Raw genomic sequence first — 26,167 nt, 5'->3', positions numbered from 1 at the left:
CGGCCCCAATGGCCATGCTGCACCGGCCTAAAGGTGGGCCCTGCCGGCCCTGTGCGCAATTGACCAGAACCGAACAAATTCTGTTCGCCCCTGCACAGCCACCCACCGCCCTGCCGGCAATAGCGCTTGAACCCTTGGTCAAAGCCTGTATAAGGCCCCATCTTTCCGCAACTCACTTGAATTGGCGATGCCTCTCGTGACTCTGGGCCGTGGAAAGAGATTGCCCAGTCTTTGAAGCCGCCCGAGACGAAAAGGAACGCACATGCCGCTGTACGAGCATGTCTTTATTTCGCGTCAGGATCTTTCCAACGCGCAGGCCGAAGGCCTTGTCGAACACTTCAGCGCAGTTCTGGCTGACAACGGCGGCAAAGTCGTCGAGTCGGAATACTGGGGCGTCAAGACGATGGCCTACAAGATCAACAAGAACCGCAAGGGCCACTATGCCTTTCTGAAAACGGATGCGCCTTCGGCCGCCGTTCAGGAAATGGAACGCCTGATGCGTCTGCATGACGATGTGATGCGCGTTCTGACCATCAAGGTCGATGCGCATGGCGAAGGCCCGTCGGTTCAGATGCAAAAGCGTGATGACCGTGGCGACCGCGATGATCGCGGCGACCGTGGGGATCGTGGCGACCGTGGCAGCTTTGGTGATCGTGGCCCGCGCCCCGATCGCGGCCCGCGTCGTTGATTTTGGCCTGAAGGAAAGGAATCCTAAAAATGGCGAACAAACCGTTTTTCCGCCGCCGCAAGGTTTGCCCCTTCTCGGGCGACAACGCACCGGCAATCGACTACAAGGACACGCGTCTGCTGCAACGCTATATCTCTGAGCGTGGCAAGATCGTTCCTTCCCGTATCACCGCAGTTTCGGCCAAGAAGCAGCGCGAACTGGCTCAGGCCATCAAGCGCGCCCGCTTCCTCGCCCTGCTGCCCTATGCCGTCAAGTAAGGAGCCACATCAATGCAAGTGATCCTTCTGGAACGCGTGGCCAAGCTTGGCCAGATGGGCGAAGTCGTCAATGTGCGTGACGGCTATGCCCGCAACTTCCTGCTGCCCCAAGGCAAGGCGCTGCGCGCCAACGAAACCAACATCAAAGGTTTCGAAGCCCGCAAGGCCCAGCTTGAAGCGCAGAACCTGGAAACCCGCAAGGAAGCCGAAGCCGTGGCTGCCAAGCTTGATGGCCAAAGCTTCATCATCATCCGCTCCGCTTCGGATTCGGGTGCTCTGTATGGTTCGGTCACCACCCGTGACGCCGCCGATGCCGCTACGGCCGCGGGCTTCACCGTTGGCCGCAATCAGGTTGTGCTCGACAAGCCGATCAAAGACCTGGGCCTGCATGACGTTTCGGTGGTTCTGCACCCCGAAGTCGCAGCCCGCGTGACGCTGAACGTGGCCCGCTCGAACGAAGAGGCCGAACTTCAGGCTTCGGGCAAGTCGATTCAGGATCTGGCCGCCGAAGCAGAAGCTGCTGCCGATTTCGAAATCGCCGAGCTGTTCGACGATTTGGGCGGCGCTGCCGGCGACGAATAATCGCCCCCTTTCGGGTCGATCTGAAACCGCGCCAGTCCTCTGGCGCGGTTTTTTCTTTGGCACGCCCCATTCTGGCCCCAAATTCCTGCGCACCCTTATGGCCCAATCAACCGGAACCCTGCCGATGCGCCCGCTTTTTTTGTCCAATCCCTTTCATCTCGTCGGCGCGCGCGCCTTGGCCCCGCTGTCGCCTGGCCCCTGTGCTCTGACCATCTCGCCCCAAGTTTAACCCATTCAGTCCTGTTCCCTGAAAGGCCAAGCCATGCGTTTGATCCTGATGACCCTTTCGATCACCGTTTCCGCCCTTGTCTTTGCCTGGCGCACCGACATGCTGACCCGCGCACAGGCCTCGCCTGCCCTGATGGGCCAGACCACCCAGGACGGGCTGATGGCCAAAGCCATGGCTTTTATCGCGGGCACGCCCGGCGGGCCAGCGACGCTGGACATCCTGAATCAGGATATCAACATCGACGGCACGCCGATCGAGGTGCGCAACGGCATGCTGGATCAGGCCGCGGTAGCCGACCATATCGACCGACAGCTGCAAGGCTTTGGTGCAGCGTTTGGCGGCACGGGCCAGCCATCGCGCACCCCGGCGATGATCGGCAGCAAAGGCGCCAAGTTCGTTTCGGTCGAAGACCGCAACTAGCGGCTTTCGCCCCCCGCCCAACAGAACGCCCTGAAACGCGACATGCAGATGTCGCGTTCCGGGCGGACAAGGCACGGCACTGGTGGCTGACTGGGGGCCAAGCAAAAGACCGGTCGCCATGACAGCCACACCCAGCCTGATCACCCCGCGCAATGAAAACGCCCTTGGCATTTTGTGGCTGTGCGCGGGGGTCGGCCTGTTCTCGATTCAGGATCTGATCCTGAAACTTTTGTCCGATGGCTACCCGCTGAGTCAGGCCATGGTGATGCGGGGGCTGACGGCCATGCCGCTGTTGGCGCTGCTGGCTTGGCGCAGTGGCGGTTTGGGCAGTTTGTTCACCCCCGGCACCGGGCGGATGATCCTGCGCGGATTTGTGATGTTTGTGGCCTATGCCGCCTATTACCTTGCCCTGCCCGCCTTGCCCATCGCCACCACGGTGGCGCTGTATTTCTCGGCCCCGCTGTTCATCACGGTGCTGTCGGTCTTTTGGCTGAAAGAGACGGTGGGCTGGCGGCGCTGGTCGGCTGTGGCTTTGGGGTTCGCCGGGGTGATCGTGATTTTGCGACCGGGCGCCAATCTGTTCGACTGGGCCGCTATGCTGGTGCTGCTGTCGGGGCTGACCTATGGCGCCAGCATGATCGCGGCGCGCAAGCTGGGCACCACAGAAAGCGCCGCGGCCATGGCCTTTTGGGGCAACTTCGTCTTTCTGATCATGGCGCTGGCCATGACCGTCGCCTTTGGTGACGGCAGCCATGCCAATGACAGCCATCCCACCCTTGCCTTCTTGTTGCGCGGATGGGCCTGGCCCAGCCTTGTCGATGCGGCGCTGATGTGCGGCTGCGGCGTCATCGCCGCCCTTGGCCTGACGCTGCTGACCCAGGCCTATCGCATCGCCGACAGCAACGCCGTGGCCCCATTCGAATACAGCTATATGCTGTGGGGGGTGGTCTGGGGCTGGATGTTCTTTGATGAATGGCCTGATCTTGTCGCATGGATCGGCATCGGCATCATCATGGCGGCGGGCCTGATGGTGCTGTGGCGCGAAAAGGTGAACGACCTGCCCCCCGCCTTTGACCGCGTTTCCGCCGATTCCGACCCGATCTAGGCCAAGGGCATGGCAAGCAAAAGGGCCGCACCTTTTGCAAGATGCGGCCCCCGATCCTTTGCCCAAAGGGCCTTGGATTACATGTCGTCCAGCGCCTCGACGGCCTTTTGCAGATCGTCTTTCGAGATTTCCTTCTCGGTCACCTTGGCACCGGCCACGATGTGATCAACGACCTTGTCTTCGAACAAGGGCGCGCGCAGTTGCTGCTGCATCTGCGGGTTCTTTTGAACGAATTCAAAGAACTGACGCTCTTGGCCCGGATACTGACGCGCGGCGTTCAGCACGGCTTGGGTCATCTCGGCATCGGTGACCTGCACTTCGGCCTTGCGACCGATTTCAGCCAGCAACAGACCAAGGCGCACGCGGCGCTCGGCCAGGGTCTTGTGCTCATCGGTGGCTTCGATGTTGCCGTGGTTGTGGCCCTGCTCTTCGGGGTGCTCTTCATGCCACAGCTGGTGGGCAATCTGGTTCGCCTCGGCTTCGACCAAGGCGGCGGGCAGATCGAATTTGACCATGCCGTCCAGCTGATCCAGCAGGGCGCGCTTCATCACGGCACGGCTGGCGCCTTTGTATTCGGCCTCCAGACGCTCGGCGATCTGGGCCTTCAGGGCCGCCAGATCTTCGGCGCCGTATTTCTTGGCCATCTCGTCGTCAATCTCGGCGGCCTTCGGCTCTTTGACGGCTTTCACGGTGCATTCAAACACGGCGGCCTTACCAGCCAGATGCTTGGCGCCATATTCCGCCGGAAAGCTGACCTCGACGTTCTTTTCTTCACCGGCCTTGACGCCGACCAGTTGCTCTTCAAAGCCGGGAATGAACGAACCCGACCCCAGAACCAGCGGATAATCTTCGGCGGTGCCACCTTCGAAATAGTCACCATCGACCGAGCCTTTGAAGTCGATCACAACCTGATCGCCATCCTTGGCCTTGGTGCCCTTCTTGCGGTCTTCGAAATTCTGCGCCGTCGCGGCCAGATTCTTCAGCGCCTCTTCAACCGATGCGTCATCGGCCTTGACGACCAGACGATCCAGCGTGATCTGGCTGGCATCCAGCTCCGGGATCGGCGGCAGGCAGTCATACGACATCTCGACGACCACATCCTGACCTTCGGCCCAGGTTTCGCCACCCACCATCTTGACTTCAGGCTGCAGCGCCGGGCGATCACCCGACTTGTCGAAATGGTCCTTCATGGCGCCATCGATCGCATCCTGCATCGCATCGCCCAAGATACGCTGACCGAATTGCTTTTTCAGGATCGCCAGCGGCACCTTGCCCTTGCGAAAGCCCTTCAGTTCGACCTCGGGCTGTGCCTCGATCAGTTTTTCCTGAACCTTCGCGTCCAGTTCTGCTGCCGTCACCGTGATGGTGTAGGCGCGCTTGAGGCCTTCGTTCAGGGTCTCGGTGACCTGCATATTGTCGTCCTTCTTATCCAAACCTGGTGCGGGTGGAGGGACTTGAACCCCCACGCCTTGCGGCGCTGGAACCTAAATCCAGTGCGTCTGCCAATTCCGCCACACCCGCAAATTCATCAAAGCGCCCCCATCAGCCACAAGGGCCGATGCCGAAGCGCCCTGAAATTCCGCGCCCTTCTAACAAAGCCCCAAACTATATGCGAGAGGAAAATAAGCCCCCCCGCGACGAAGCAACGCCCCTTGGCCCCGCTCGCCGCCCGGGGCCTTGCGGGCAGATTTTATGGCGGCGTCGCAACAGACAGAGTTTGTTAAGCCCTGTCGGCGCAACATTGCCTCGCCCACGCCCCGTTTCTGCCTTAGTCTGGCGTGTAATAAAAAAGACTTGAGGCAGTTCGTCACAGTGGAGGAGACCACCATGGTCGAGATGACTTTTGGCACAAAAGCTGGCGGAATCCGCGCATCCCATGTGATGCCTCGCTGTGCCATCGCCGCAGGGTCCAACGTGCTGACCCTGATGGGCGCCGTTCTCGTCGAATATATTGCCCCCGGTGACCGTGTGATCACCCGCAGCGGTGCCAGAACCGTCCGCTCGGTGCAGATCTCGGTGGTAAAATCGGCCGAGGTCGTCCGCATCTCGGAAGGCGTGCTTGCAAAAGATCGGCCCGAGCAAGACATCTCTGTCTCTCCCGAACAACCCATCCTGATCCGCGATTGGCGCGCCAAGGCGCTGGCCAGCACCAGCCAGACCCTGATCCCCGCCGCGCGTCTGGTCGATGGCGAATATGTGCGCAAACTCGCGGTGGACGAAGTCTGGATGATCTCGCTGCATTTCGACGAAACCGAGATCATCTATGCCAACGGGCTAGAGCTGATCTGCGAACCGGTGAATGCGCTGGTCTGATCCGCCCAATGCCTAAGCCATCTGGCCGCCCACCGGGCGGCCTTTTGCTGTGCGCTACAGCCCCAACGCTCGCAACACCTTCGGCACGGCTTCGGGCAAATCCTCGGCAATCAGGCCCGGGCCAAAGCTGAGCGCGCATTCCACATGCAGCCAGGCCCCGATGCAGGCCGCGTCAAACGGGCTGAACCCACGCGCCCGCAGTCCTGTGATAAAGCCAGCCAGCACATCGCCTGATCCGGCCGTGGCCAGCCAAGGCGCCGCGCGGTCATAATGGGCAGAGTTGATGGCGCAGCGCCCGGTGGGGTCGGCGATCACCGTGTCAGGCCCCTTGAACAGCACAACGCAGCCGGCGCGGGCGGCGGCTTCGCGCGTGGCGTCGACCTTGGAATAAGAGGGGCCTTTGGTTGCGGGGGCCACCAGTTTCGCTGCGATTTCGGGGAAGAGGCGTGAAAACTCCCCTGCATGCGGAGTGAGGACGCAGTCCTCATGAAGGGTTTCGAAGAGTGCGGAGTTCTGCGCAAGGATCGTGAGGGCGTCAGCGTCCAAAACAACGCAGAGCCGCGTTTCGGCCCGCTTTTGAAAGGTTGCAAGGAAACTTTCTGGCAAATGAGCGAGATGATCGGGCACAACGCCCGAACGCCGTGTCATGAGGGCTTTGAAAAGCAGCCTCTGCGCCCATAGTCCGATCCCCATCCCCGGCCCAAGGCACAGCGCGTTGATCCGCCGGTCCTCAAGCACCTGACCCAAGACCGCGCCATCCGCCACCTGCCGTAGCATCACCGCATCTAAGCGAGCGGCGTTCTCGGCGAACGCAGAGGGCGGGCACCCCACCGTCACCAACCCGGCCCCGATCCTGAGCGCGCCCCGTGCCGCAAGCCGCGCCGCCCCGCCGCGACCGGACGGGCCAGAAAGGACAAGGGCGTGGCCGTGGGTAAATTTATGGGCGCGATGATCCTCGACCCAGCCCGCCTTGCCAATCATCTTGGCTCGAATTGCCCCCGGCTGCATGGTCGTGAAAGCATCACTTTCCAAAATAGGGCCGACCAGACCCAGCCGGACAGGCCGCACAGCCCCCACCCAACGCCCCTCCACAAACCGCGGGCGATCAAACCTGCGCCACGGCGCAATCCCGATGTCCACCACCGCCATCCGGCCACAAAGCTCTGGCCCCTGCCCCAGCAGATGCCCCGCTTTCAGGCAGTCAAACGTCACCGTCAGTTGTGCCTTCGGCACATACCCCGCCGCCATCAAACTGCGCCCACTGTCCAGACACAGCCCCGAGGGCGCATCGATCGCCACCAATCGAGGGCTATAATAGCCACGATCGCCGTTCCTGCCCCCGATATGCGCCAAAACATCCGCAATCTCGCCCTCGGGCGGCCGCGACAGCCCCGTGCCGAAAACGGCATCCACATAAAGATCGCTGGCGCCCCCCCGACGCAGCGCCTGTGCCGTCAAAGGCTCCACCGCCCCCATCCGGCCCCACCGGCGGGCATTCTCGGCGGCATTGGGCGGCATCCGCTCCGGGGCCGCGGCCGCCAGAACCCGCACACGCCACCCCCTTTCGCGCAACAATCGCGCCACGACAAATCCGTCGCCGCCATTATTGCCCGGCCCGCACAGCACAACCGCGCGCCGCCCTTCATCTTGGCCCAAATACTCCGGGGTCCGGGGCAGCGCCCCGGGGGGTGGGGCAAAGGCGGGCCATTGGGCAAAGATCGCCTGAACCACCCCCTCCCCCGCGCGCTCCATCAACCCCAGACCGGTCACAGCCCCGCTGGCCATCGCCGCCGCTTCAATGGCGCGCATTTGGGCAGAGATCAGAACTTCGGTCATTTTCGCGCCTCTATTCTTTACAAACCGCCCATTCCATCGGCTATTTGCACATTTTTTAATCGCACACTCTGGAATCGCGCCCCGGAATCCGCTGGAAAAACCCTAGCGAATTGCCCCCATCGGCGTGAAGTGGTCAGACAGGCACAGAGTTGAAAAACCGGGGGGAGTCGGCCCATGAAAAAGATCGAGGCGATCATCAAGCCGTTCAAGCTGGATGAAGTCAAAGAAGCCCTGCAAGAAGCAGGCGTTCAAGGGCTTTCCGTCACCGAAGTCAAGGGGTTCGGGCGCCAGAAAGGCCATACCGAGCTGTATCGCGGCGCCGAATATGTCGTCGATTTCCTGCCCAAGGTGAAAATCGAAGTCATCCTTGCCGATGACATGGTCGAGGCTGCGATCGAGGCGATCATCGCAGCGGCGCGCACCGACAAGATCGGCGACGGCAAGATTTTCGTCAGCCCCGTTGAACAGGCCATCCGCATCCGCACCGGCGAAACCGGTGACGACGCCGTCTGATCACAGACGCGGCGGTCCCCCTTTTCCTGAACACCGGTCCTGCCCCGTGCAGGGCCAAACGAAAAACCCCCAACGAAAGGCAGCATGATGAGCGCGATTGCGAAGGCTCTGAAACTGATGAAGGACGAGGAAGTCGAATATGTTGATATTCGCTTCACCGATCCCAAAGGCAAACTCCAGCATGTGACCCTGGTCGCAGATCTGGTTGATGAAGACTTCTTCGAAGAAGGCTTCATGTTCGACGGCTCGTCGATCGCCGGCTGGAAGTCGATTGACCAGTCCGACATGAAACTGATCCCCGACGCCTCCTCGGTCTATCTCGACCCGTTCTACGCCGAAAAAACGCTGTGCGTGCATTGCAACGTGGTCGAACCCGACACCGGCGAAGCCTACAGCCGTGACCCGCGCGGCACCGCCGCCAAGGCCGAAGCCTATCTGAAGGCCTCGGGCATCGGCGACACCGCCTATTTCGGCCCCGAAGCCGAATTCTTCCTGTTCGACGATGTGCGCTATTCGGTCACTCCGGCCAAAGTGTCTTATCAGATCGACGCCGAAGCCGCCGCCTGGAACACCGACACCCCGATGGAAGGTGGCAACCTGGCCCACCGCGCAGCCCACAAGGGCGGCTACTTCCCGGTGAACCCGGTCGATGAGGCGCAGGACATCCGCGGCGAGATGCTGAGCACCATGAAGCGCATGGGCATCAAGGTCGACAAGCATCACCACGAAGTGGCGACCTGCCAGCACGAACTGGGCATGATTTTTGGTGGTCTGGTCGAACAGGCCGACAACATCCAGAAATACAAATATGTGATCCACAACGTGGCCCACGCCTACGGCAAGACCGTGACCTTCATGCCCAAACCCATGAAGGGTGACAACGGCTCGGGCATGCACGTCAACATGTCGATCTGGAAAGACGGCAAGCCGCTGTTTGCAGGCGACAAATATGCCGATCTGAGCCAAGAGGCGCTGTATTTCATCGGTGGCATCCTCAAGCATGCCAAGGCCCTGAACGCGCTGACCAACCCGTCCACCAACAGCTACAAGCGCCTGATCCCCGGCTTCGAAGCCCCGGTTCTGCGCGCATTCTCGGCCCGCAACCGCTCGGGTTGCGTGCGTATTCCGTGGACGGAATCGCCCAAAGCCAAGCGCGTCGAGGCCCGCTTCCCCGATCCGGCCGCCAACCCCTATCTGGCCTTCGCAGCCCTGCTGATGGCTGGCCTTGACGGCATCAAGAACAAGATCGACCCGGGCCCGGCTTCGGACAAGGATCTCTATGATCTGCCGCCCGAAGAACTGGCCGCGATCCCCACCGTTTGCGGCTCGCTCCGCGAAGCTCTGGAAGAGCTGGAAAAGGATCACGACTTCCTCTTGGCCGGTGACGTGTTCACCAAAGACCAGCTTGAAGGCTATATCGCCCTCAAGTGGGAAGAGGTCTATGCCTACGAGCATACGCCCCACCCGATCGAATATGCGATGTATTACTCCTGCTGATCGGCAGAGTAACGAAAGGGCGCCTTCGGGCGCCCTTTTTCAGCCGTTGCGGGATTGTCGCAATTTATTAGGAAAATCGAAACAATTGCCTGCCAAACCCGTAACTGTCACCAGTTCGCCCAGATTCGCCCAGAAATCGGCACATTCAGCGGTAAGATCATCCCATCGGTTCCGGCCAAAGGTAATTCTATGTCAAATGTGATCTCTTTTTCTGCTGCCACCGCCCGCCTTCGGGCCCGTCGCGCGCGCCCGGCCACGGCCGCGCAGGACAGTGCCGCCGAATCGCTGGTTGATCTGGCCAAACAGCCGCAAACGCTGCAGGGCCTGTTCGGACTGATCGGCGCGGCTGACTTTGCCGAACAGCCGGTCCTCTTGTCCCGTCATTCGGCCCGGTGAATCGGAAAGGCCTCTAACGCCGCGTCCTGCGCCGCCGTCAGATCACACCGCCGCACCACATAGGTGTGTATCGAAAACAGCACCGCCCGGCTTTGCGGCAGCCGGATCAGACATTGCCGCTCTGACCGCACATAGGGCATCTCGCCTTGATCAACCGTGTCTTTTGCCGCCGCCTCGGACAGCGGGTTGAACAGCGGCGCGCGCGACAGATGCGCATTGGCCCGCCACAGCGGCGTCTCAACCCGCACGGCATCCAGCAACCGCTGCACCCTGCGCCCTAGATCTTCGGTATATTTCGGCACTGGCGCATGAATCCGCATCATCGCCCGCCCCAGCTTTTCGGCCAGCCGCCACCCCGCAGGAAAGCACAGCAGCGCCGCCGACAGCAGATGTTCGCCCGCGCCATCCTCTTGCATCAGGCACAAATCCTCTTGCACCAGATGGCCCAGCGTCCACAGCTTGCGCGCCGGGTCCAGCCGCACTGCCACCCCGTCGGGCCGCGTGACCACATCGCCCGCCCGCGCAAAGCCCGGCGGCAGATGCGCCAGCACAAAGGCATATAGCTCCTCGACCGCCGCCGAAGCATCGGGCAGTTCGGCCACAACCTCGGCCTCTCGCTCGGCCAGCAGCCGCGCCCGCAGCGCCATCTGCGCGGCATAGGCGTCATCCACCCGCAGCCAATCGGCCATATCCAGCGGCAAGATCCCCGGCAGACGCCGCGTCCGCGGGTCGGCCCAGGGCGCAAACGGCAGGCTTTTTTGCAAGATAACGTCCATAGCCCTGCCTAACGCAGGCTTTTCCAGATGCAAAGCTGCACAACGACAAAAGCATGTCGCCATCAGAACAGCCGCAATCCCCGCAGTCTTTCAGGATTTCGACATCAACAGGGGGCCGGCCATGAACACCCATTACGTCGCACGCCGCAAGATTGATCCGACCAAGGGCGCGCGCCTTGACGATGGCAGCCTGAATGACAATGACCGCGTCGAGATCGGGCCAACCCAACTGGCCATGCAGGAATGGCAGGCGGCGGGGCTGACCCTGCCAAATCTGGCCGCCATGCGCGAATTTCGGTGGGCGCGGCTGGTGCAGGGCGTGGTTTCCCGCGATTACGGCGGCATCCTGATGTTTGATCCCTTGAACATCCGCTATGCAACCGACAGCACCAATATGCAGTTGTGGAACACCCATAACGCCTTTCGCGCCTGCCTTGTCTGCGCCGATGGCTATATGGTGGTCTGGGATTACAAACAGGCCATGTTCCTGTCGCGCTTCAACCCTTTGGTGCGCGAACAACGCTCGGGCGCCGATCTGTTCTATTTTGACCGTGGCGACAAGGTGGATGTCGCCGCCGATGCCTTCAGCCGCGAGGTGCGCGCCCTGATCGCCGAACATGGGGGCGGCAACATGCGCCTTGGCGTCGACAAGGTGATGCTGCACGGCCTGCGCGCACTAGAGGCGCAGGGCTTTACCGTGATTCCCGGCGAGGAGCTGACCGAAAAGGTGCGCAGCATCAAAGGCCCGGATGAGATTCTGGCCATGCGCTGCGCCCATCACGCCTGCGAATCTGCCATTGCCGAGATGGAAACCGCCGCCCGCACCGGCGTGCCCTTGGGCAATATGAGCGAGGATGACATCTGGGCTGTGCTGCACGCCGAAAACATCCGGCGCGGGGGCGAATGGATCGAAACCCGTCTGCTGTCGTCTGGTCCGCGCACCAATCCGTGGTTTCAGGAATGCGGCCCGCGAATCGTTCAGAACAATGAAATCGTGGCCTTTGATACTGACCTGGTCGGCAGCTATGGCATCTGCATCGACATCAGCCGCACGTGGTGGATCGGTGATAAAAAGCCCCGCCAAGACATGATAGATACTATGAAGATCGCCATGGAACATATTGAACATAATATGCAAATGCTGAAACCCGGCGTGATGATCAATGATCTGTCACGCAAGTGCCACCGCCTGCCTGATCATCTGCAAAAGCAGAAATACGGCTGCATGATGCATGGGGTGGGTCTGTGCGATGAATGGCCCCTGGTCGCCTATCCCGACGCCATGGTCGACGGCGCTTTTGACTATCCGATCGAGGCGGGCATGGTGCTGTGTGTCGAGGTTCTGGCCAGCCCCGAGGACGGCGATTTCTCGATCAAGCTGGAAGAACAGGTGCTGATCACCGAAACGGGATACGAGAATCTGACGAAATACCCGTTCGATCCGCGCCTGCTGGGTTAACGCACCAGCGCCATCCGCAGCAATTTGGCCCCCAGCACCAGCCAGGGGGCCGCATGCATCAGCAGATCAAAAATATCCATCGGCCGCGTCAACGTGCCGGCAAACAGCATCCGCAGTTTTTCCACCAGATGCGGTTCGGGAAAAAACGGCGCAAGGCCCAGCGTCAGGGCGGCCAGAATGGCAATGTTCAGGGGAATTTGGTCCAGCAGGGTCATGATGTCTCCGATGCTCTGGGGCACCGGATAGCAGACATGCAATCTTTTGCATATGGAGGAAAGTGGCGCGGTTGACGGGGCTCGAACCCGCGACCCCCGGCGTGACAGGCCGGTACTCTAACCAACTGAGCTACAACCGCGCGATGGGGGGCTGATAAACGGGGGGCGCAGGGGCGTCAAGCGCGAAATGGCAAATCTTTTGCGCGGGCCAAAGAATATGCCGATTGCGGGGCCGATTCGTGAAGAACGGGTTAAAATCTGAAAGTAAGCCGCTGATTTTCAACGAAAACCAAAGTGTGTCTGCCAGAAACAGCCGCCCAAAGGCGCCCCCGGAAACACGAAAGGCCCCCACACAGCGGTGGGGGCCTTTCAGGAACGAAGTGGCGCGGTTGACGGGGCTCGAACCCGCGACCCCCGGCGTGACAGGCCGGTACTCTAACCAACTGAGCTACAACCGCGCAATCTTCGTGAGGCGTCTGATAGACAAGCCCGCAGGCGGCGTCAAGCGGGTCTGTGACGTTTTTCTAGCGCTCAGGTGCGGGGATGAACTCGGCATCATCCCCCGGCGGCAATTGAAACCGCCCATGCGCCCAATCCCCCGCCCGCCACGCCTCGCGCGCTGCGTCCAGCCGGTCGCGCGATGAGGCGACGAAGTTCCACCAGATATGCCGCGGCCCCTCCATCGTGGCCCCGCCCAGCAACATCACCCGCGCCCCCTGCGCCCCCGCTTTCAGCGAGATCCGGTCACCGGGGCGAAAGATCAGCATGCGCCCCGCTTCGAACACCTGGCCCGCCACCTCGACCTCGCCCTGCAAGACATAGGCCCCGCGATCTTCGTGGTTGTCGGGCAAGGGAATCGCCGCGCCGGGCCGCAGCAGGGCATCGGCGTAAAAGGTTTCAAACCCAAGCGCCACCGGCGCCGCCGCGCCATAGGCCTCGCCCAGGATCAGCCGCACCTCCTTGCCTTCGCCCTCCAGCACCGGCAGGGCCTGCTTGGGGGCGTGGTAAAAGGCGGCAGGATCATCTTCGCGGTCCAGTGGCAGCGCCAGCCAGGTCTGCAAGCCAAACAGCCCATGCGGCCCCTGCCGCTGTGCCCCGTCCTGCCGCTCGGAATGGGTGATGCCTTGGCCCGCCAGCATCCAGTTCACCGCCCCCGGTTCGATCCACGAATCCGTGCCCAGCGAATCCCGGTGGTGAATGCGCCCCTGCATCAGATAAGTCACCGTGCCCAGCCCGATATGCGGATGCGGGCGCACATCAATGCCCTGCCCGGTCAGAAACTCGGCGGGGCCCATCTGATCGAAAAAGATGAACGGCCCCACCATCTGCCGCTTGGCCGAGGGCAGCGCCCGGCGCACCTCAAACCCGCCCAGATCGCGGGCACGGGGGATGATGACAGTCTCGATGCTGTCAACGGCATCGCCGATGGGAATCGACGGATCGAGCGCGGGGTTCCAACTCATCATGGCCTCCATCTGCTGTGATGCCCCCAATCTAGGCGCAAACCACCCCCCATGCATCGCCCATCCCCGCGCGAGACTTGTGCACGAATGCGCGGATCAGCCCAAAAGATTGCGCAAGATCGCCAGAAAGACATCGCGCCCCACCCCGATCAGCGCATCGGGAAAGTCATAGCGCGGATCATGCAGCGCCGGGTGCCCCTCGCCCGCACCCAGCAAGACCATGGCCGAGGCCGTGCCGGGCTGACCAAAGCGCCCGAAATCCTCAGAGGCGCGCATCGGGCTGGCCGGGCCAAAGGCGATGCCCGTGGCGCGCAGCGCCGCCGTGATCTGCGCCACTGCCTGCGGATCATTGCGGCAGGCGGCGAAATCATCGTGCCACGACAGGGTCAGCACCAGACCGGCCTGATCCGCGGCGGCCTCAGCTAGTGCCACAACCTGGGCCTTCAGCGCGGCCATCGGATCATCCAGCAGGCACCGCAGGGTCAGGTAGATCTCGGCCTCTCCGGGGGCGATACCAAAGCTTGGCTCTCCCATCCGCAGATGGGTCAGGGTGACAAGGCGGAAATCCGGCCCCAGATCACCACCCGGCCCCAAGGCCTGAACCGCCGGGATCAGCGCCTGAAGGGCAGGCAGCGGCGAGACCCCGGTTTGCGGCGTGGCGGCATGGGCGGTGCGCCCCAGAAAGCGCAGCCGCACCCCGACGGATGCGCAATTGGCAGGCCCCGCCGACACCTGCGCCAGCCCCAGCGGCAGCCCCGGCATGTTATGCAGCGCAAAGGCCCAATCCGGGCGCAGCGGCGCAAAGGCCGGGTCAGCCAGCACCGCCGCGGCACCTGATCCGTCCTCCTCGGCGGGCTGAAACATCAGCACCACCCGCCCCGCAGCGGGCCGCGCCTGCGCCAAGGCAACGGCCACGCCCAGCAAGATCGCCATATGCCCATCATGGCCACACAGATGCCCCCGCCCCGGCACCCGGCTGGCGTGTCCAACGCCCGAGGTTTCGGGGATGGGCAAGGCATCAAGTTCGGCCCGCAGCATGACCGTGGGGCCAGGGGCCCTGCCCTGAAACACCGCCGCCACCCCATGACCGCCAAGCCCGGTGATCTGGTGATCCGGGCTCAGCGCCCGCAAGGCCTGCGCCACCCGCGCTGCCGTTTGCTCTTCCTGGCCCGAAAGTTCGGGCTGGCGGTGCAGGGCATGGCGAAAGGCGATCAGGGGTGAAAGGTCGGTCATCGGCGTTCCCCGTGCTGGTCTGGCCCCATGCAAGGCCGTGGCAGGGCCACAAGTCAAGGGTCGCGCCCTGCGAATCTGGCCTTGGGCGACACCCGCCCTTGCCGCCTGCCCGCCCCTCGTTTAATCAAAGGGAAAGGGGTGAATATATGCGCATTCTGATCACCAATGACGACGGCATCAATGCCCCGGGCCTTGCGGTGCTGACCACCATCGCCCATGACATCGCCGGCCCAAAGGGTGAGGTCTGGACCGTGGCCCCGGCCTTTGAGCAATCGGGCGTCGGCCATTGCATCTCCTATACCCACCCGATGATGATCGCGCGCCTGTCAGACCGCCGCTATGCCGCCGAGGGCAGCCCGGCCGATTGTGTGCTGGCCGGGATTTACGATGTGCTGGATGGCGCCAAGCCCGATCTGGTGCTGTCAGGGGTGAACCGGGGCAACAATGCCGCCGAAAACACGCTGTATTCCGGCACCATCGGCGGCGCGATGGAGGCAGCGTTGCAAGGCGTTCCGGCCATTGCCTTGTCGCAGTTTCTGGGCCGTGGCACCGAAGATCTGGACAGCCCCTTTCAGGCCGCTGCCCAGCATGGCACCCGCGTGGTGCGCGCGCTGCTGGACAAGGGCCTGTGGACGCAAGATGACTATCGTTTGTTCTACAATGTGAATTTCCCCCCTGTGGCCGGCGATCTGGTCAAGGGGATGAAAGTTGCCTCCCAGGGCTTTCGCCGCGACACCGCCTTTTCGTGCGAGCCGCAAACCTCGCCCACCGGGCGGCGCTATCTGTGGATCAAGGGCGGGCCGCAGCATCGCCCCACCTTGCCCGGCACCGATGCCGCCGTGAACCTTGATGGCTGGATCAGCATCACCCCAATGCGCGCCGATCTGACCGCCCATGACACCCTGGCCGAGCTTGAGGCGCGGTTGGCATGACAGAGGAAGGCGCACCCGAAGCAACGGACGCCGAACGCAAGATGCGCTTTCTGTATGCCTTGCGCTCGCGCGGGGTGACCGATGCCCGGGTGCTGACCGCGATGGAACGGGTGGACCGTGGCCATTTCGTGCGCGGCCATTTCGCCGCCCGCGCCTATGAAGACATGCCTTTGCCCATTGCCTGCGGGCAAACCATCAGCCAGCCGTCGGTGGTCGGGCTGATGACACAGGCGCTGAATGTGCAGCCGCGCGACACGGTGCTCGAGGTGGGAACAGGCTCGGGCTATCAGGCGGCGGTGCTGTCGTTGCTGTGCCGCCGTGTCTATACGGTGGACCGTCACCGCAAACTGGTGGCCGATGCGCAAAGGGTGTTCCGCGATCTGGGGCTGGTCAACATCACCGCCTTTTCCGCCGATGGCAGCTTTGGCCTGCCCGATCAGGCCCCCTTTGACCGCATCATTGTGACCGCCGCCGCCGAAGACCCGCCCGGCCCCCTCTTGGCGCAACTGAAAGTTGGCGGTATCATGGTGGTGCCTGTCGGCCAGTCTGATACAGTGCAAAGCCTGATCAAGGTCACCCGCGGCGAACGCGGCTTTGATTACGAAGAATTGCGTCCCGTGCGGTTCGTGCCGCTGGTCGAAGGGCTTGGGAATGATTAGGGGCCGGTCCCCGTGGTTGCAACAAGGGGCGGAGCATACCGCCCGGCAAGAACGAAGAGGCAGAGCATGACCCATATCTCTTACCGACTGCGGGCCATTGGCCTGGGCTGCAGCGTTCTGGCACTGGCCGCCTGCAACACGACAGGCCCGTTCGAGACGATGGACTGGGATTTTCGCGGCGGTGGCGGCGCGCTGGACACCAGCGAGGCGGCCCGTCAGGCCACCCAAAACCGCCCCAGCCCCGATTCTCGCGGTGTCATCTCTTACCCCGGCTATCAGGTGGCGGTGGCGCGCCGTGGCGATACCGTGGCTTCGGTCGCGGCCCGTGTGGGGCTGACGTCCGATGAACTGGCCCGCTATAACGCGCTGATGCCCACCGATCCGCTGCGCGCGGGTGAGGTTCTGGCCCTGCCCCGTCGGGTGGCCGATCAGGGTCAGGTGCAGGGGCTTGCCGGTGCGGGCAGCAGCGCAGCACCGGGGGCTGTCGATGTGTCGGCCATTGCCACCACAGCGCTTGACCGGGTGGGCACCCCCACCCCGCCCGCCACCACCACCCCCCGCGCCTCGGGCGAGCCGGTGCGCCATCAGGTGCGGCGCGGCGAAACCGCCTTTTCGATCGCCCGGCTTTACAATGTCTCGGCCAAGGCCTTGGGCGAATGGAACGGGCTCGGCGCGGATCTGAACGTGCGCGAAGGCCAGTATCTGATCATTCCGGTCGCCAATGCAGCGCCCCCGCAAACCGCAGGCACCACCGCCCCCGGGGCAGGATCTCCCACCCCGGTTCCGCCCTCGGCCACCAAGCCGCTGCCCGATGAAAAGACCACACCCGCGGCCCAGAAACCCAAGGAAACGCCGGCATCACCCGATCTGGGCAAGCAGCAGACCTCGGCCAGCACGTCGAAAATGCAAATGCCCGTCGCCGGTGCGATCATCCGCCCCTATGCCAAAGGCAAAAACGACGGGATCGACATTTCCGCCCCCGCGGGCAGCGCGGTCAAAGCCGCAGCCGCCGGCACCGTGGCCGCCATCACCAAAGATACCGAGCAAACGCCGATCATCGTGATCCGGCATGCGGACAATATCCTGACCGTTTATGCCGGCGTCGATGGAATTGCGGTCAAGAAAGGCGACAGCGTCAGCCGGGGCCAGACCATCGCCAAAGTGCGCGCCGCCACCCCCAGCTTCTTGCATTTCGAAGTGCGGCGCGGCGTCGACAGCACCGACCCGATGGCCTTTTTGCAGTAATCCGGGCCACAAGGATAAATCGCCCCGGCTGCCCTTCATCTTGGCCCAAATACTCCGGGGGTGAATGGGCCGCAGGCCCAGAGGGGGCAGCGCCCCCTGATACCCTCCCCCCGGCAGCGCGGCGATGCCCTACAGCCGCACGCCCTCACGCGCGGCCAGATCGCAAAAGAACTGCCAGGCCACTCGGCCCGACCGCGCGCCACGCGTGGCCTGCCATTCGATCGCTTCGGCACGCAGCCTGTCTTCGGCCACCACAACCCCATGCGCGGCGCAATAGCCGCGGATCATGTCCAGATAGTCATCCTGGCTGCAGGGGTGAAAGCCCAGCCACAGCCCGAACCGATCCGACAGCGACACCTTTTCCTCCACCGCCTCAGAGGGATTGATGGCCGAAGACCGCTCATTCTCGATCATGTCGCGGGGCATCAGGTGACGTCGGTTCGACGTGGCATAGAACAGCACGTTCTCGGGCCGCCCCTCGATGCCACCATCCAGCACCGCTTTCAGTGATTTGTAATGCTGGTCATCATGGCTGAACGACAGATCATCGCAAAACAGAATAAAGCGCGACGCACTGGCCCGCAGATGGGCCAGCAACCGCTGCACCGACGGCAGATCTTCGCGGCTGAGCTCCACGATTTTCAGCGCCAGCCCCTCGGCCACCACAGCGGCATGCACCGCTTTGACCAGGCTTGATTTCCCCATCCCCCGCGCGCCCCAAAGCAGCGCATTGTTGGCGGGCAAGCCGCGCGCGAAGTGGCGGGTGTTTTCCAGCAGCGTATCGCGCGACCGATTCACCCCCACCAGCAAGGCCAGATCCACCCGGCTGACCTTGCCCACCGGCTCCAGCCGGTCGGGGCTGGTGTGCCAGGCAAAGGCATCCGCGCTGTCAAAATCAGGGGCGGGCATTGGCGCCGGGGCCAGACGTTCAAGGGCGGCGGCAATCCGGGTCAGGGTATCGTCGGTCATGCAGTCTCGTCTTCGTCTTCGTCTTCCCACAGGCCCTGCGCCCGCAACTCGGCTTCACGCTTCTTTTCGATCCGGCGGATCAGAAAGATCGACACTTCGTACAGCGGATAGACTGCGAAAAACAGGATCATCTGGCTCATGACGTCGGGCGGGGTGACCAAGGCGGCCACGATCAGGATCAGGACCATGGCATATTTGCGCATGCCCGCCAGACCCTTGGACGACACCAGCCCCGCCTTGCCCATCAAGGTCAGCAACACCGGCAACTGGAAACACAGGCCAAAGGCAATGATCAGCTTCAGCGACACATCCAGCGTCTCATTCACCTTGCCCTGAAAGATGATGTTGATGCCTTCGGCCGGAAGCGCGGGTGCCGTCTCGGCCAGGGGCACATCAGCGGGGGTATCAACCAGCGCCGGAATCACCGCCGAGAGCAGCGATGCGGCATCGGCAAAGCCCAGAAAGAAATTCATCGCCAGCGGGGTCACGACATAATGGGCAAACAGCGCGCCAAGGATGAACAACGCGGGCGAGGCGATCAGGAAGGGCAGAAAAGCCTGCTTTTCGCTGCGATAAAGGCCGGGCGCCACGAAACGCCACAGTTGATACCCGATCACCGGGAAAGAAATCGCCAGCCCCCCCACCATCGAGATCCGCACCAGCGTAAAGAAATATTCCTGCGGCGCAGTATATTGCATCACCGGATTGGGATTGCCCAAGGCGCGCATTGCATCTTCGATCGGGCGCAGCAGAAAGCGCAGGATCGGGTCGGCCACGACAAAGCACAGGATCATGGCCACGATAAAGGCCGCTGCCGCCCAGATCAGGCGGTTGCGCAATTCGGCCAGATGCTCGACCAGCGGGGCCGCGCTGTCGTCAATGTGATCGTTGCTCATCAGGCTTGGGCCTTTGGGGGTTCGGGCGCGGGGGCTGGGCTGGGTTCGGGTTCTGTTGCGGGCGCGGCCGGGGCAGAACCCGCCGCTTTCAGCTTTTCCGCGGCGTCAAGGGCGGCGGCCTTGCGCGCGGCCTGCTTTTCGGCAAGCGCCGCAGTCGCCGGGCCACGCGGCTTGTCTTCGGCGGCCGGGGTGGCCGGGGTGGCGGGCGTGCTGGGCGTCGAGGGGCGGGCGGCATTCTTGACCGGATCCCATTTCTCGAACCGCTCGGCCGCTTCGCGCACCTTATCAAGGCCCATCGACTTGGCCGAGGTCGCCTCTTTCAGATCCTTGGCCACGTCTTTCACACCCGCCTCATCGGCGGCCGCTTCCATCGCGCTGCTGAATTCGCGCGCCATGGCCCGCATCTTGGCAGTGAACTTGCCAAAGCTGCGGAACAACTGTGGCAGGTCTTTCGGGCCGATCACGATCAACGCGACAACACCGATGACCAAAAGCTCGGACATCCCGAGATCGAACATATGAGGCTCCGTTCAGGGGCGCTGTGACGATAAGACGGCTTAGACCTTGTCTTTCTCGGTCTCGGGCGTCACGTCCTTGGCGGTGGTGGCCGAGGCATTCTCGATCTCTTCGGTGCCATCCTTGACGCCTTTCTTGAAGGCGGTGATGCCTTTGCCAACTTCGCCCATCAGGCCCGAAATCTTGCCGCGCCCGAACAGGACCAGCACCACGACGGCGATAAGCAGAAGGCCGGGAAGGCCGATGTTGTTCAGCATGTCAAATCCTCTCACTGGGGTTTGCCCGCAGGGGGGCTGCCCGTCTGATCATTCCATTACCCCTCATCTGGGGCACTTCCTAGGTCAATTCCACCCTTCCCCCTTGGCCGGGGGGGCAGATAGCTGACAGCTATATGTCAGTTGCCCCCGGCGCAAAAGCCCTGATGGCGGTTTGCGGGGCCCATGGATTGACGCCGGTGCAAAGCCCGGTCACCTTGGCCCCATGCGACGCACTGACCGCCTGTTCGACCTGATCCAGATCCTGCGCGACGGGCGGCTGCACCGTGCGGGCGAGATGGCCGAAAAGCTGGGGGTCAGCGTGCGCACCATCTGGCGCGACATGTCCACGCTGATGGCCAGCGGCCTGCCGGTCGAGGGCGAGCGCGGTGTGGGCTATATTCTGCGGGCGCCGATCACCTTGCCGCCAATGATCCTGACCGGGGCCGAGTTAGAGGCGCTGCGCCTGGGGGTGCGGTTGGTGGCCGAAGGCGAAGATCCGGGCCTGTCGCGGGCGGCGCGGCTGCTGGCCACCAAGATCGCCAGCGTGACCCCCGCCCCGCCCGAAGGCGATGAAGATGACCTGTTCCTGTTCACCGGCCAAGAGGCCAAACGCGCCGCCCCCCATCTGCCTGCCATCCGCAAGGCCGTGCGGCAAAAAGAGCGGCTGACCATCACCTATATCGACCATGATGGCCGCGAAACGCATCGCGACATCCGCCCCTTGCAGCTTGAATTCTGGGGCAAGGTCTGGACGCTTGCGGCATGGTGCGAGGCGCGGGGCGATTTCCGGGCCTTTCGCGTGGATCGGATCGTGGCGCTGGATGAAACGGGCGAGCCCTATCCACAAGAACCGGGACGCGGGCCAGAGGACTATCGCGCCCATATGGACCAGGAAGCCAAGCCCGTGCCCGACCGCTAGCGATCAGCGGGCGGGAAACACAAAGCAGCGGTCGCGCCGGATCATCAGCCACAGCGCCGTGCCCGCCTTGGGCAAGAATACCCCCGGCACGCTGGCGGTCAGGATCGAGCCATCGAAATCCATGCGGAAATCAACCAGGCTTTCGCGCCCCAGATAGCGCGCGCGGGTCACGGTGCCGCGCGCAGGCGTGCCGTCTTGCGGTGTGGGGTTCGGCCCCCGGCCTGCCCTGTCAAAATCGATCTTCAGATGCTGGGGCCGGATCACGATTTCAACCTTGCCGCCGTCGGCATGGCCGGGCGTCAGAAAGGCACCAAAGGGGGTTTCGGTCAACGCACCGCGCGACACGCCACGGATCACATTGATATCGCTGAAAAATGCTGCCGCCGCCTTATCAACCGGGGCGTTATAGACGTTATAGGGGGCGCCCATCTGCACCATCTGGCCCGCCCGCATCAGCACGATTTCATCGGCCATCCGCATCGCCTCATCGGGTTCATGCGTCACCAGAACGACTGCCGCGCCTTCCTCTTTCAGGATTTCCAGCGTGGTGTCGCGGATGCCGTCGCGCAACCTGTTGTCCAGCCCCGAAAACGGCTCGTCCATCAGCATGACTTTGGGGCGCGGGGCCAAGGCGCGGGCAAGCGCCACGCGCTGCTGCTCTCCACCCGAGAGTTGATGCGGATGTTTGGGGCCAAACCCCGACAGATTCACCCGCTCCAGCAACTCGGCCACGCGCGCGGCCTTGGCCGCTTTGTCGGCCTTTAGCCCAAAGGCCACATTGTCGGCCACAGTCAGATGCGGGAACAGGGCAAAGTCCTGAAACATCAGGCCAACCGACCGCTTTTCCGGGGGCAGGTGCAGGCCCGGCCCTTCGACCAGCGTGCCATCGATCAGCACCTCGCCCTCATCCGCGCGTTCCACGCCGGCAATCATGCGCAGGGTCGTCGATTTTCCGCAGCCCGACGGGCCCAAAAGGCAGGTCACCTGCCCCGGCAGCACCGACAGCGACAGATCCTGCACCACCTTGCGGCCGCCAAAGGCGCGGCTCAGGTGCCGGGCGATCAGACGAGGGCCTGCAACAGGGGGGCGATCTTGCGGCATGGGTATCCTAGCGTTTCTCTCAGGCATCCCCTAGCAGCCCCCCGCCACAGCGTCCAGCCTTCACAGGGTGGCATTGATGGCACCGCCGTCCAACAGCAGGTTCTGCCCCACGATAAACCCGGCATGCTGGCTGCACAAAAAGGCACAGGCCGCGCCGAATTCGGATGCCGTGCCATAGCGCCCGGCCGGAATGGTTGCGGCGCGTTTGGCGCGGGCTTGCTCCATCGTTATGCCCTCGGCCTTGGTGACGCCCGTATCCAGCGCCACGGCGCGGTCAGTATCGTGAATGCCGGGCAGCAGATTGTTGATCGTCACCCCATGCCCGGCCACTTGCCGGGCCGTTCCCGCGACAAAGCCGGTCAGGCCCGCGCGCGCTGTGTTTGACAGGCCCAGTTGCGGGATCGGCGCCTTGACCGAACCCGAGGTGATATTGACCACCCGGCCCCAGCCTTTGGCAATCATCCCCGGCAGGGCCGCTTGCATCAGCGCAATCGGGGTCAGCATGTTGCCATCAATCGCCTTGATGAAATCATCGCGCGACCAGTCTGACCACAGGCCGGGCGGTGGCCCGCCCGCGTTGGTCACCAGAATATCGATGCCCGTCGCCGCGGCCAGCACTTTGGCGCGGCCCTCCTCGGTGGTGATATCGGCGGCCACCGTGACCACCGTCACGCCATAGGCGTCGCGGATCTGGCGTGCCGTGGCATTCAGCGCCTGCTCTCCGCGTGCGTTCAGCACCAGATTGACGCCCGCCTCGGCCAGGGCCATCGCACAACCGCGCCCCAACCCTTTGGACCCCGCACAAACCAGCGCTGTTTTCCCCTTGATCCCCAGATCCATCGCATGTCCTCCATCCTGCTGCCCCATTCATTTAGCAGGCTTGATCACACAGTTGAAGGCAAGCCACATTGACGCAGAAAAAACCAACGATTATCTGAACCCAAAATTATATTATGCCTGCGACATTATCAGCCGCGACCGATACAGGAATTCCAGATGACAGCCGTGCCACGTCAAAATCTGCCCGGCCATGTCTGCCAAGTGTTTGAGGCGGATGCCATCTATGTCAGCCATGGCGTCAATGCGGGCGACAGCTTGGGCAACCCTGCCGACCTGTGCGAAGGCGATATTTACACGCTGGAAGATCAGGCAAAACCCCTGCGGCTGGTCTTGGCCCACGGGGTGCAGGGCGAGCGGATTGCACCGGGCAGCCAGATCGGCACGCCGGGTGAGGCCCTGACGCTGGTCGGGCGCTATACTTTGATGGCGCCTGATGCCACGACGGTGGATCTGCTGTTCCTGCGCCTTGACAGCGGGGCAGCGGTCGCCCTGCCCCTGTCGCCCATGGGGGCAGAGCTTGACTATACGCTGGTCGCCATTGACGACGCCCCTGAGCGGGTGCCGCTGGTTGATCTGGTCTGCGTGTCCTTTGGCCGGGGCACCATGATTTCGCTGGCCGATGGCCGGCAATGCCCGATCGAAACCCTGCAACCCGGCGACAAGGTACTGACGCGCGACCATGGCCCGCAACCCGTGCGTTGGCTGGGCAAGGCCACCTTGCGCGCCGTGGGGTCTTTCGCGCCGGTGGTGATCACGGCGGGCACCCTGGGCAATTCGGGCGATCTGATCGTCAGCCCACATCATCGGATTTTCCTGTATCAGCGCAACCGCAAGCCGGGGCTGGAAACGGCCGAAATCCTGATTCAGGCCAAGCATCTGGTCGATGATGACCAGGTTTTCCAGCGTGAGGGCGGGTTTATGGATTATTTCAGTCTGGTCTTTGATCAGCACGAAATCATCTATGCCGAAGGCGTGCCCGCTGAAAGCCTGATGGTCAGCGATGCCACGATCAGCCGCCTGCCCTCAGAACTGGCCAGCGAAGTGCGCTCGCGCTTTCCGGGCTTGGCGCAGTCGCAGCATTTCGGCACCGAAGCCAGCCGCCAATTGCTTGATTCGGTCGGGCGCGAGACGATTCTGGGCCGCCCCCAACCGCGCAAGGACAGCCCCCGCTGACAACCCCATGGAAAGGCGCGATTTGCGGTGCAAGCGCCAGTGGACGTGTGCCTGTCTTTGCGCTACTCACGCGCCATGTTGGACAATCGCCCCTCCCTCCCGCCTGAAATCGCCCGTCGTCGGACCTTTGCGATCATTTCGCACCCCGATGCCGGCAAGACCACGCTGACCGAGAAGTTCCTGCTGTTCGGCGGCGCCATTCAGATGGCCGGTCAGGTGCGGGCCAAGGGCGAGGCGCGGCGCACCCGGTCAGACTTCATGAAGATGGAGCAAGAGCGCGGGATCTCGGTTTCGGCCAGCGCCATGTCGTTTGAATATGGCAAGTTCCGCTTCAATCTGGTCGATACCCCCGGCCACAGCGACTTTTCCGAAGACACCTATCGCACGCTGACGGCGGTTGATGCCGCGATCATGGTGATCGACGGGGCCAAGGGTGTGGAAAGCCAGACGCAAAAGCTGTTCGAAGTGTGCCGCCTGCGCGACCTGCCGATCCTGACCTTTTGTAACAAGATGGATCGCGAATCCCGCGATGTGTTTGAAATCATCGACGAGATTCAGGAAAATCTGGCGATTGATGTGACGCCAGCCTCGTGGCCCATCGGGGTGGGGCGCGACTTTATCGGCGCCTATGATCTGCTGCATGACCGGCTGGAAATCATGGACCGCGCCGACCGCAACAAGGTGGCGGAATCGATCAAGATTTCTGGTCTGGATGATCCGAAACTGGCAGATCATGTGCCCGCAGATCTTCTCAAGAAGTTCCGCGAAGACCTTGAAATGGCGCGTGAATTGCTGCCCGCCTTTGACCGCGAGGCGTTTTTGCACGGCTCGATGACGCCGATCTGGTTCGGCTCGGCCATCAATTCCTTTGGCGTCAAGGAACTGATGGACGGTATGGGCGAATTCGGCCCCGAACCGCAGCCGCAAAAGGCGACCGAGCGCGAAATTTCCCCAGAAGAATCAAAGGTTACCGGCTTTGTCTTCAAAGTTCAGGCGAACATGGACCCAAAGCACCGCGACCGTGTGGCCTTTGTCCGCCTTGCCTCGGGCCATTTTGAGCGCGGCATGAAACTGCTGCATGTGCGCAGCAAGAAACCGATGGCGGTGTCAAACCCCGTGCTGTTTCTGGCAGCCGACCGCGAACTGGCCGAAGAGGCCTGGGCGGGCGATATCATCGGCATCCCGAACCATGGGCAACTGCGCATCGGCGACGCCCTGACCGAAGGCGAGGCGCTGCGCTTTACCGGTATTCCGTCCTTTGCGCCGGAACTGCTGCAAGGTGTGCGCGCGGGCGACCCGATGAAGGCCAAGCATCTGGAAAAGGCCTTGATGCAATTTGCCGAAGAAGGCGCGGCCAAGGTGTTCAAGCCGATGATCGGTTCGGGCTTTATCGTGGGCGTCGTGGGCGCGCTGCAATTTGAAGTGCTGGCCAGCCGGATCGAGCAGGAATACGGCCTGCCCGTCCGCTTTGAGCCTTCGCAGTTCAGCAGTGCCCGCTGGATCAAGGGCCCCAAGGCCGAGATGGACAAGCTGATCAACGTCAACAAACAGCATATCGCCATCGACAATGACGGCGACACGGTGTTTCTGACGCGCCTGCAATGGGATATTGACCGGGTGATCCGCGACTACCCCGAGCTGAAGCTGACCGCGACCAAGGAAATGATGGTGTAATCGA

Annotated in this window: 28 protein-coding genes and 3 tRNA genes; 16 read left to right on the top strand and 15 right to left on the bottom strand. The window is 62.7% G+C overall.

Going from position 1 to position 26,167, the window contains the following annotated elements:
- The first annotated feature begins 262 nt into the window (after nt 1-262).
- The 5 genes from rpsF to V3C85_RS10095 all read left to right on the top strand — a co-directional run bounded on the left by rpsF (nt 263) and on the right by V3C85_RS10095 (nt 3,281).
- Entirely contained in the window at nt 263-688 is a 426-nt protein-coding gene (rpsF, locus tag V3C85_RS10115) for a 30S ribosomal protein S6 (RefSeq protein WP_331794959.1), read from the top strand.
- 29 nt (nt 689-717) lie between these two features.
- Complete coding sequence (rpsR, locus tag V3C85_RS10110) at nt 718-945, top strand: 30S ribosomal protein S18 (protein WP_103256213.1); 228 nt, start codon at nt 718-720, stop codon at nt 943-945.
- 12 nt (nt 946-957) lie between these two features.
- Nucleotides 958-1,527, top strand: coding sequence for a 50S ribosomal protein L9 (rplI, locus tag V3C85_RS10105; protein WP_331794958.1), 570 nt, complete (start codon nt 958-960; stop codon nt 1,525-1,527).
- Nucleotides 1,528-1,789: 262 nt separating this feature from the next.
- The gene (locus tag V3C85_RS10100; RefSeq protein ID WP_331794957.1) at nt 1,790-2,176 is read left to right on the top strand and encodes a hypothetical protein; all 387 of its coding nucleotides are present in this window, start codon (nt 1,790-1,792) and stop codon (nt 2,174-2,176) included.
- 118 nt (nt 2,177-2,294) lie between these two features.
- Nucleotides 2,295-3,281 carry a DMT family transporter gene (locus V3C85_RS10095; RefSeq protein ID WP_331794956.1) on the top strand — a complete coding sequence of 329 codons (987 nt, stop codon included), beginning with the start codon at nt 2,295-2,297 and terminating at the stop codon, nt 3,279-3,281.
- Between the two features lie 77 nt (nt 3,282-3,358).
- Here the strand turns inward: V3C85_RS10095 and tig are convergent, their stop codons facing one another.
- Nucleotides 3,359-4,693 (bottom strand): trigger factor, encoded by a 1,335-nt coding sequence (tig, locus tag V3C85_RS10090; protein WP_331794955.1) that lies wholly within the window; start codon nt 4,691-4,693, stop codon nt 3,359-3,361.
- 24 nt (nt 4,694-4,717) lie between these two features.
- Nucleotides 4,718-4,802: transfer RNA gene (locus V3C85_RS10085), tRNA-Leu, on the bottom strand.
- A gap of 306 nt (nt 4,803-5,108) precedes the next feature.
- Between V3C85_RS10085 and V3C85_RS10080 the strand changes: the two genes are divergently transcribed.
- Nucleotides 5,109-5,594, top strand: coding sequence for a Hint domain-containing protein (locus V3C85_RS10080; protein ID WP_331794954.1), 486 nt, complete (start codon nt 5,109-5,111; stop codon nt 5,592-5,594).
- A gap of 54 nt (nt 5,595-5,648) precedes the next feature.
- On the opposite strand, the gene V3C85_RS10075 is transcribed toward V3C85_RS10080, so the two are convergent.
- Nucleotides 5,649-7,430 carry an NAD(P)H-hydrate dehydratase gene (locus V3C85_RS10075; protein ID WP_331794953.1) on the bottom strand — a complete coding sequence of 594 codons (1,782 nt, stop codon included), beginning with the start codon at nt 7,428-7,430 and terminating at the stop codon, nt 5,649-5,651.
- A gap of 174 nt (nt 7,431-7,604) precedes the next feature.
- Here V3C85_RS10075 and V3C85_RS10070 point away from each other — a divergent pair, with 174 nt between their 5' ends.
- The 3 genes from V3C85_RS10070 to V3C85_RS10060 all read left to right on the top strand — a co-directional run bounded on the left by V3C85_RS10070 (nt 7,605) and on the right by V3C85_RS10060 (nt 9,836).
- Nucleotides 7,605-7,943: a P-II family nitrogen regulator gene (locus V3C85_RS10070; protein ID WP_331794952.1), complete on the top strand. Its 339-nt coding sequence runs from the start codon at nt 7,605-7,607 to the stop codon at nt 7,941-7,943.
- 87 nt (nt 7,944-8,030) lie between these two features.
- Nucleotides 8,031-9,440, top strand: coding sequence for a type I glutamate--ammonia ligase (gene glnA / locus V3C85_RS10065; RefSeq protein WP_331794951.1), 1,410 nt, complete (start codon nt 8,031-8,033; stop codon nt 9,438-9,440).
- 54 nt (nt 9,441-9,494) lie between these two features.
- Nucleotides 9,495-9,836: a hypothetical protein gene (locus V3C85_RS10060; protein WP_331794950.1), complete on the top strand. Its 342-nt coding sequence runs from the start codon at nt 9,495-9,497 to the stop codon at nt 9,834-9,836.
- Here V3C85_RS10060 and V3C85_RS10055 read toward each other — a convergent pair.
- The gene (locus tag V3C85_RS10055) at nt 9,821-10,612 is read right to left on the bottom strand and encodes a heme-dependent oxidative N-demethylase family protein (protein WP_331794949.1); all 792 of its coding nucleotides are present in this window, start codon (nt 10,610-10,612) and stop codon (nt 9,821-9,823) included. The genes V3C85_RS10060 and V3C85_RS10055 overlap by 16 nt on opposite strands.
- A gap of 121 nt (nt 10,613-10,733) precedes the next feature.
- Between V3C85_RS10055 and dddP the strand changes: the two genes are divergently transcribed.
- On the top strand, nt 10,734-12,071 hold the full coding sequence (gene dddP, locus V3C85_RS10050) for a dimethylsulfonioproprionate lyase DddP (protein ID WP_331794948.1): 1,338 nt from the start codon (nt 10,734-10,736) through the stop codon (nt 12,069-12,071).
- Here the strand turns inward: dddP and V3C85_RS10045 are convergent.
- From V3C85_RS10045 to V3C85_RS10025, 5 genes are all read right to left on the bottom strand, one after another.
- Nucleotides 12,068-12,286 (bottom strand): RND transporter, encoded by a 219-nt coding sequence (locus tag V3C85_RS10045; protein WP_331794947.1) that lies wholly within the window; start codon nt 12,284-12,286, stop codon nt 12,068-12,070. The genes dddP and V3C85_RS10045 overlap by 4 nt on opposite strands.
- Before the next feature lie 63 nt (nt 12,287-12,349).
- Nucleotides 12,350-12,426 (bottom strand) — tRNA-Asp (locus V3C85_RS10040).
- A gap of 241 nt (nt 12,427-12,667) precedes the next feature.
- Nucleotides 12,668-12,744 (bottom strand) — tRNA-Asp (locus tag V3C85_RS10035).
- Nucleotides 12,745-12,810: 66 nt separating this feature from the next.
- Nucleotides 12,811-13,749, bottom strand: coding sequence for a pirin family protein (locus tag V3C85_RS10030; RefSeq protein ID WP_331794946.1), 939 nt, complete (start codon nt 13,747-13,749; stop codon nt 12,811-12,813).
- A gap of 96 nt (nt 13,750-13,845) precedes the next feature.
- Nucleotides 13,846-14,982, bottom strand: a complete 1,137-nt coding sequence (locus V3C85_RS10025) for an amidohydrolase (protein WP_331794945.1) — start codon at nt 14,980-14,982, stop codon at nt 13,846-13,848.
- Nucleotides 14,983-15,128: 146 nt separating this feature from the next.
- Here V3C85_RS10025 and surE point away from each other — a divergent pair, with 146 nt between their 5' ends.
- The 3 genes from surE (at nt 15,129) to V3C85_RS10010 (ending at nt 17,818) form a co-directional block, all read left to right on the top strand.
- A complete protein-coding gene (surE, locus tag V3C85_RS10020) occupies nt 15,129-15,914 on the top strand; it encodes a 5'/3'-nucleotidase SurE (RefSeq protein ID WP_331794944.1) in 786 nt (261 codons plus the stop codon).
- Nucleotides 15,911-16,573 (top strand): protein-L-isoaspartate(D-aspartate) O-methyltransferase, encoded by a 663-nt coding sequence (locus V3C85_RS10015; RefSeq protein WP_331794943.1) that lies wholly within the window; start codon nt 15,911-15,913, stop codon nt 16,571-16,573. The genes surE and V3C85_RS10015 overlap by 4 nt, the downstream gene beginning before the upstream one ends.
- A gap of 66 nt (nt 16,574-16,639) precedes the next feature.
- Complete coding sequence (locus V3C85_RS10010) at nt 16,640-17,818, top strand: peptidoglycan DD-metalloendopeptidase family protein (RefSeq protein WP_331794942.1); 1,179 nt, start codon at nt 16,640-16,642, stop codon at nt 17,816-17,818.
- 129 nt (nt 17,819-17,947) lie between these two features.
- On the opposite strand, the gene V3C85_RS10005 is transcribed toward V3C85_RS10010, so the two are convergent.
- The 4 genes from V3C85_RS10005 to V3C85_RS09990 are packed head-to-tail and all read right to left on the bottom strand — an operon-like array spanning nt 17,948 to nt 20,456.
- On the bottom strand, nt 17,948-18,787 hold the full coding sequence (locus tag V3C85_RS10005; RefSeq protein ID WP_331794941.1) for an ATP-binding protein: 840 nt from the start codon (nt 18,785-18,787) through the stop codon (nt 17,948-17,950).
- On the bottom strand, nt 18,784-19,683 hold the full coding sequence (tatC, locus tag V3C85_RS10000; protein WP_331794940.1) for a twin-arginine translocase subunit TatC: 900 nt from the start codon (nt 19,681-19,683) through the stop codon (nt 18,784-18,786). The genes V3C85_RS10005 and tatC overlap by 4 nt, the downstream gene beginning before the upstream one ends.
- On the bottom strand, nt 19,683-20,201 hold the full coding sequence (gene tatB, locus V3C85_RS09995) for a Sec-independent protein translocase protein TatB (protein ID WP_331794939.1): 519 nt from the start codon (nt 20,199-20,201) through the stop codon (nt 19,683-19,685). Before tatB ends, tatC begins: the two co-directional genes overlap by 1 nt.
- A 39-nt stretch (nt 20,202-20,240) precedes the next feature.
- The gene (locus V3C85_RS09990) at nt 20,241-20,456 is read right to left on the bottom strand and encodes a twin-arginine translocase TatA/TatE family subunit (RefSeq protein ID WP_331794938.1); all 216 of its coding nucleotides are present in this window, start codon (nt 20,454-20,456) and stop codon (nt 20,241-20,243) included.
- A 223-nt stretch (nt 20,457-20,679) separates the two neighbouring features.
- On the opposite strand from V3C85_RS09990, the gene V3C85_RS09985 reads away from it, so the two are divergent.
- Nucleotides 20,680-21,375, top strand: a complete 696-nt coding sequence (locus tag V3C85_RS09985; RefSeq protein WP_331794937.1) for a helix-turn-helix transcriptional regulator — start codon at nt 20,680-20,682, stop codon at nt 21,373-21,375.
- Between the two features lie 3 nt (nt 21,376-21,378).
- Here V3C85_RS09985 and V3C85_RS09980 read toward each other — a convergent pair whose 3' ends face one another.
- On the bottom strand, nt 21,379-22,476 hold the full coding sequence (locus V3C85_RS09980; protein WP_331794936.1) for an ABC transporter ATP-binding protein: 1,098 nt from the start codon (nt 22,474-22,476) through the stop codon (nt 21,379-21,381).
- Nucleotides 22,477-22,536: 60 nt separating this feature from the next.
- Nucleotides 22,537-23,316 (bottom strand): SDR family oxidoreductase, encoded by a 780-nt coding sequence (locus tag V3C85_RS09975; RefSeq protein ID WP_331795277.1) that lies wholly within the window; start codon nt 23,314-23,316, stop codon nt 22,537-22,539.
- 156 nt (nt 23,317-23,472) lie between these two features.
- On the opposite strand from V3C85_RS09975, the gene V3C85_RS09970 reads away from it, so the two are divergent.
- Both V3C85_RS09970 and V3C85_RS09965 read left to right on the top strand, forming a co-directional pair.
- Nucleotides 23,473-24,489 (top strand): Hint domain-containing protein, encoded by a 1,017-nt coding sequence (locus tag V3C85_RS09970; protein ID WP_331794935.1) that lies wholly within the window; start codon nt 23,473-23,475, stop codon nt 24,487-24,489.
- A 75-nt stretch (nt 24,490-24,564) separates the two neighbouring features.
- The gene (locus V3C85_RS09965; RefSeq protein WP_331794934.1) at nt 24,565-26,163 is read left to right on the top strand and encodes a peptide chain release factor 3; all 1,599 of its coding nucleotides are present in this window, start codon (nt 24,565-24,567) and stop codon (nt 26,161-26,163) included.
- The last annotated feature ends 4 nt before the right edge of the window (nt 26,164-26,167 follow it).

This window comes from Pseudotabrizicola sp. L79, assembly GCF_036553525.1.
Lineage (GTDB): Bacteria > Pseudomonadota > Alphaproteobacteria > Rhodobacterales > Rhodobacteraceae > Pseudotabrizicola.
Note: the sequence above shows the minus strand (reverse complement) of the source record. Positions and strands in the feature narration are given on the sequence as shown.

Coding starts and splice junctions, on each gene's coding strand:
- rpsF (WP_331794959.1), top strand. CDS start 263: ATGCCGCTGTACGAGCATGTCTTTATTTCGCGTCAGGATCTTTCCAAC.
- rpsR (WP_103256213.1), top strand. CDS start 718: ATGGCGAACAAACCGTTTTTCCGCCGCCGCAAGGTTTGCCCCTTCTCG.
- rplI (WP_331794958.1), top strand. CDS start 958: ATGCAAGTGATCCTTCTGGAACGCGTGGCCAAGCTTGGCCAGATGGGC.
- V3C85_RS10100 (WP_331794957.1), top strand. CDS start 1,790: ATGCGTTTGATCCTGATGACCCTTTCGATCACCGTTTCCGCCCTTGTC.
- V3C85_RS10095 (WP_331794956.1), top strand. CDS start 2,295: ATGACAGCCACACCCAGCCTGATCACCCCGCGCAATGAAAACGCCCTT.
- tig (WP_331794955.1), bottom strand. CDS start 4,693: ATGCAGGTCACCGAGACCCTGAACGAAGGCCTCAAGCGCGCCTACACC.
- V3C85_RS10080 (WP_331794954.1), top strand. CDS start 5,109: ATGGTCGAGATGACTTTTGGCACAAAAGCTGGCGGAATCCGCGCATCC.
- V3C85_RS10075 (WP_331794953.1), bottom strand. CDS start 7,430: ATGACCGAAGTTCTGATCTCTGCCCAAATGCGCGCCATTGAAGCGGCG.
- V3C85_RS10070 (WP_331794952.1), top strand. CDS start 7,605: ATGAAAAAGATCGAGGCGATCATCAAGCCGTTCAAGCTGGATGAAGTC.
- glnA (WP_331794951.1), top strand. CDS start 8,031: ATGAGCGCGATTGCGAAGGCTCTGAAACTGATGAAGGACGAGGAAGTC.
- V3C85_RS10055 (WP_331794949.1), bottom strand. CDS start 10,612: ATGGACGTTATCTTGCAAAAAAGCCTGCCGTTTGCGCCCTGGGCCGAC.
- dddP (WP_331794948.1), top strand. CDS start 10,734: ATGAACACCCATTACGTCGCACGCCGCAAGATTGATCCGACCAAGGGC.
- V3C85_RS10045 (WP_331794947.1), bottom strand. CDS start 12,286: ATGACCCTGCTGGACCAAATTCCCCTGAACATTGCCATTCTGGCCGCC.
- V3C85_RS10030 (WP_331794946.1), bottom strand. CDS start 13,749: ATGAGTTGGAACCCCGCGCTCGATCCGTCGATTCCCATCGGCGATGCC.
- V3C85_RS10025 (WP_331794945.1), bottom strand. CDS start 14,982: ATGACCGACCTTTCACCCCTGATCGCCTTTCGCCATGCCCTGCACCGC.
- surE (WP_331794944.1), top strand. CDS start 15,129: ATGCGCATTCTGATCACCAATGACGACGGCATCAATGCCCCGGGCCTT.
- V3C85_RS10015 (WP_331794943.1), top strand. CDS start 15,911: ATGACAGAGGAAGGCGCACCCGAAGCAACGGACGCCGAACGCAAGATG.
- V3C85_RS10010 (WP_331794942.1), top strand. CDS start 16,640: ATGACCCATATCTCTTACCGACTGCGGGCCATTGGCCTGGGCTGCAGC.
- V3C85_RS10005 (WP_331794941.1), bottom strand. CDS start 18,787: ATGACCGACGATACCCTGACCCGGATTGCCGCCGCCCTTGAACGTCTG.
- tatC (WP_331794940.1), bottom strand. CDS start 19,683: ATGAGCAACGATCACATTGACGACAGCGCGGCCCCGCTGGTCGAGCAT.
- tatB (WP_331794939.1), bottom strand. CDS start 20,201: ATGTTCGATCTCGGGATGTCCGAGCTTTTGGTCATCGGTGTTGTCGCG.
- V3C85_RS09990 (WP_331794938.1), bottom strand. CDS start 20,456: ATGCTGAACAACATCGGCCTTCCCGGCCTTCTGCTTATCGCCGTCGTG.
- V3C85_RS09985 (WP_331794937.1), top strand. CDS start 20,680: ATGCGACGCACTGACCGCCTGTTCGACCTGATCCAGATCCTGCGCGAC.
- V3C85_RS09980 (WP_331794936.1), bottom strand. CDS start 22,476: ATGCCGCAAGATCGCCCCCCTGTTGCAGGCCCTCGTCTGATCGCCCGG.
- V3C85_RS09975 (WP_331795277.1), bottom strand. CDS start 23,316: ATGGATCTGGGGATCAAGGGGAAAACAGCGCTGGTTTGTGCGGGGTCC.
- V3C85_RS09970 (WP_331794935.1), top strand. CDS start 23,473: ATGACAGCCGTGCCACGTCAAAATCTGCCCGGCCATGTCTGCCAAGTG.
- V3C85_RS09965 (WP_331794934.1), top strand. CDS start 24,565: ATGTTGGACAATCGCCCCTCCCTCCCGCCTGAAATCGCCCGTCGTCGG.